Source organism: Pantoea sp. CFSAN033090, from assembly GCF_001264395.1.
GTDB lineage: Bacteria > Pseudomonadota > Gammaproteobacteria > Enterobacterales > Enterobacteriaceae > Pantoea > Pantoea agglomerans.
In genome coordinates, this window is record NZ_LGYX01000036.1 from 1 (window position 1) to 2,132 (window position 2,132).

Consider the following 2,132-nt stretch of genomic DNA (forward strand, 5'->3'; position numbering starts at 1 on the left):
TGGGTCTTCCCCTGTTGTGGTGGCTGTTGTAGGCTTTTTGCTGTTTACCCAACAACAGGAGGAAAACCACTTGAGTAATGCTGCTGTTGTCATCAGGGAATACACTTCTGCTTTTCCTGACCCCATATCTATAAAGAAAGCCAGTGCTGTCGTTATCAGCCATTCTGATCTTGAGTATCGCGGATGGGTATGGGTAACGCTTCCTTCCGGTAAAGCCGGATGGGCTCCACAACAAATATTTACTCCCATTAGCACCTACGAAGTCATCTGCCTTGAAGACTATACGGCGCATGAATTATCAGTCAGCTCCAGCGAGAGAATTACTGTCATAAAGTCTCTTAATGGCTGGTTCTGGGCGCTCAAGAACTCCGGAGAATCTGGCTGGGTGCCGGAAGAATGTGTAAGTATTCTGGATGTCTAATTTTAATCCGGTACGCGTTTATGGACGAAAAATCCCTCTATGCCCACATTCTGAATTTATCGGGGCCGTGGCAGGTTGAATCCTTGTCCCTTGATGAAAATGCAGGTTCCGTTACTGTCACCGTCGGGATCGCTGAAAACACTCTGTTAACCTGTCCTGCCTGCGGTAAATCCTGTCCTGTTCACGATCACCGACATCGTCAATGGCGACACCTTGATACCTGCCAGTTCGCGACATTAGTTGAAGCTGATGTTCCCCGTATTAAGTGCCCGGAGCATGGCTGTCAGACTCTGCCTGTTCCGTGGGCGGGGCCCGGAAGCCGGTATACGCTGCTGTTCGAATCGTTCGTGCTCTCATGGCTAAAAATCAGCACCATTGATGCTGTCAGAAAGCAACTAAAACTCAGCTGGAATGCTGTTGACGGCATTATGACTCGCGCGGTTAAGCGCGGTCTTGCACGGATAAAAAAGCCGTTAGCAGGCAGGCATATGAATGTGGACGAGGTCGCCTTTAAAAAAGGACACCGGTATATAACGGTGATCTCCGATCGCGACGGGCGGGCGCTGGCCTTAACGGACGATCGAGGAACAGAAAGTCTCGCCGGTTACCTCAGAACGCTGACTGACGGGCAACTGCAGGCTATCAAAACACTCTCAATGGACATGAATGCGGGCTATATAAGGGCTGCACGCATCCATCTGCCCAGCGCAGTTGAGAAAATCGCCTTCGACCGCTTCCATGTGGCGAAGCAACTGGGCGAGGTAGTGGATAAAACCCGGCAGAATGAACATCCGCACCTTCCGGTAGAAAGCCGCCGACAGGCAAAGGGGACACGCTTCCTGTGGCAGTACAGCGAAAAATGGATGACCGAATCCCGGCTGGAAAAGCTGATATGGCTGCGGACACAGATGAAACTGACCAGCCAGTGTTGGGCGCTGAAAGAGCTGGCGAAGGATATCTGGAACAGGCCATGGAGCGAGGAACGGCGGAATGACTGGCAACGATGGCTGGCGCTGGCGGCCAACAGTGATGTGTCAATGATGAAAAATGCGGCGAAAACAATAGGTAAAAGGCTCTACGGGATTCTGAATGCAATGCGACATAACGTCTCAAATGGTAATGCGGAGGCACTGAACAGCAAGATCAGACTGCTGAGAATAAAAGCCAGGGGGTACCGAAACAGGGAGCGCTTTAAACTGGGCGTGATGTTTCACTACGGGAAGCTGGATATTAGTTTTTAATATTAATAAATAGTGTCTGGAAAAATTCGCCGCCACCATTCCGGTTTCATATCCTGGAAAGAATGAGAATCAGGAGAAAAAATGTCAGTGTGACATTGGTCAAAAACACCGGACAATAGAGCAACTACAGGACCGTCATCAATAGCACCAAGAGAACTACCACATCGCGGGCAAAAAGCCCTACTTGATGTTTCAGAAGAGCGGAACAAAGAAGGTTTACCTCCCTCACCAGTCCATTGCACATCTATGGACGAAAACTCCAGCCATACAACAGTCTGACTTCCTGTATGTTTCTGGCAAAGGTCGCAGGAACATGAGTGGGGGATTCCAGGATTAACTGCTCTGAAGCGTATAAACTGGCACAAACAACCTCCAGATAGCTGAGTCGTCATACATGATTCCTAATCCGCAGTTTGCATGTGAAAAATATAGCAGAAAAGTTGAACAGCCACTACAACAGGGGAAGACCC

General features: G+C 49.5%; 3 protein-coding genes. 2 read left to right on the forward strand and 1 reads right to left on the reverse strand.

The genetic code is table 11. The features are described from left to right. On the forward strand, window positions 1–421 hold a 421-nt coding region (locus tag AFL22_RS24335; protein WP_241773209.1), incomplete at its 5' end, for an SH3 domain-containing protein. A gap of 20 nt (window positions 422–441) precedes the next feature. Then, window positions 442–1,662 (forward strand): ISL3 family transposase, encoded by a 1,221-nt coding sequence (locus AFL22_RS22635; protein WP_052272216.1) that lies wholly within the window; start codon window positions 442–444, stop codon window positions 1,660–1,662. Between the two features lie 2 nt (window positions 1,663–1,664). Here AFL22_RS22635 and AFL22_RS23730 read toward each other — a convergent pair whose 3' ends face one another. Further along, window positions 1,665–2,054: a GFA family protein gene (locus tag AFL22_RS23730; RefSeq protein WP_072124006.1), complete on the reverse strand. Its 390-nt coding sequence runs from the start codon at window positions 2,052–2,054 to the stop codon at window positions 1,665–1,667. Window positions 2,055–2,132 lie beyond the last annotated feature (78 nt).